1 protein-coding gene is annotated in these 733 nt (G+C 32.3%); it reads left to right on the top strand.

Annotation, left to right across the window (positions count from 1 at the left end; translation table 11 throughout):
- A partial coding sequence (gene tnpC / locus ES044_RS18340) for an IS66 family transposase (RefSeq protein ID WP_147187480.1) occupies nt 1-650 on the top strand: 650 nt, incomplete at its 5' end.
- Between the last annotated feature and the right edge of the window lie 83 nt (nt 651-733).

The raw sequence follows: 733 nt of genomic DNA on the forward strand, positions 1-733 counted from the left end.
AAAACTTTACAGGGACATTACAGTCTGATGGCTATAAAGCCTATCACAATTTAACAACTAAAGGAACTATTTCTCTTTTAGGTTGCATGGCGCATGCTAGGCGATATTTTGAGAAGGCATTAGATAACGACCCCAAAAGAGCAGATCATATACTGCTGCTCATTCAAAAATTATATAGAATAGAAAGAGTCTTAAAAGAAAGAGAAGCGTCTGTTGCTGTAATCAAGAGATTTAGAATGCGCTATGCACTGCCAATTTTAAATGAATTAGAACTGTATTTGATTGCTCAAAAAGAGAATGTATTGCCAAAAAGTTCAATAGGGATAGCGATAAGATATACCTTAAATATTTACCAGAATCTAAAATACTATATAAATGACGGGAGGTATGAAATTGACAACAATAACATTGAAAATGCGATTAGACCTTTAGCAATAGGTAGAAAAAACTACCTCTTTGCGGGAAGTCATGAATCTGCACAAAACATTGCAATGTTTTACTCCTTTTTTGCAACTTGTAAAACCTTAAACATAAATCCATATCATTGGTTAACTGATGTCATTGATCGAATCCCAGAATATAAAGCAAATAAACTAGCTGAATTGTCAGGGCAGAATCATACTTTTATATTTAATATTTTGAGCAAATAGTCTTCATTCCATCCAGCTTCAAGCCTTTTACTTTTTACAGATAGTTTTTTAGAGTTTTCATTTTTCAGTAAGTTTAAAGCAAT

Source organism: Polaribacter sp. IC066 (assembly GCF_007997085.1).
In the GTDB taxonomy this organism is placed as follows: domain Bacteria; phylum Bacteroidota; class Bacteroidia; order Flavobacteriales; family Flavobacteriaceae; genus Polaribacter.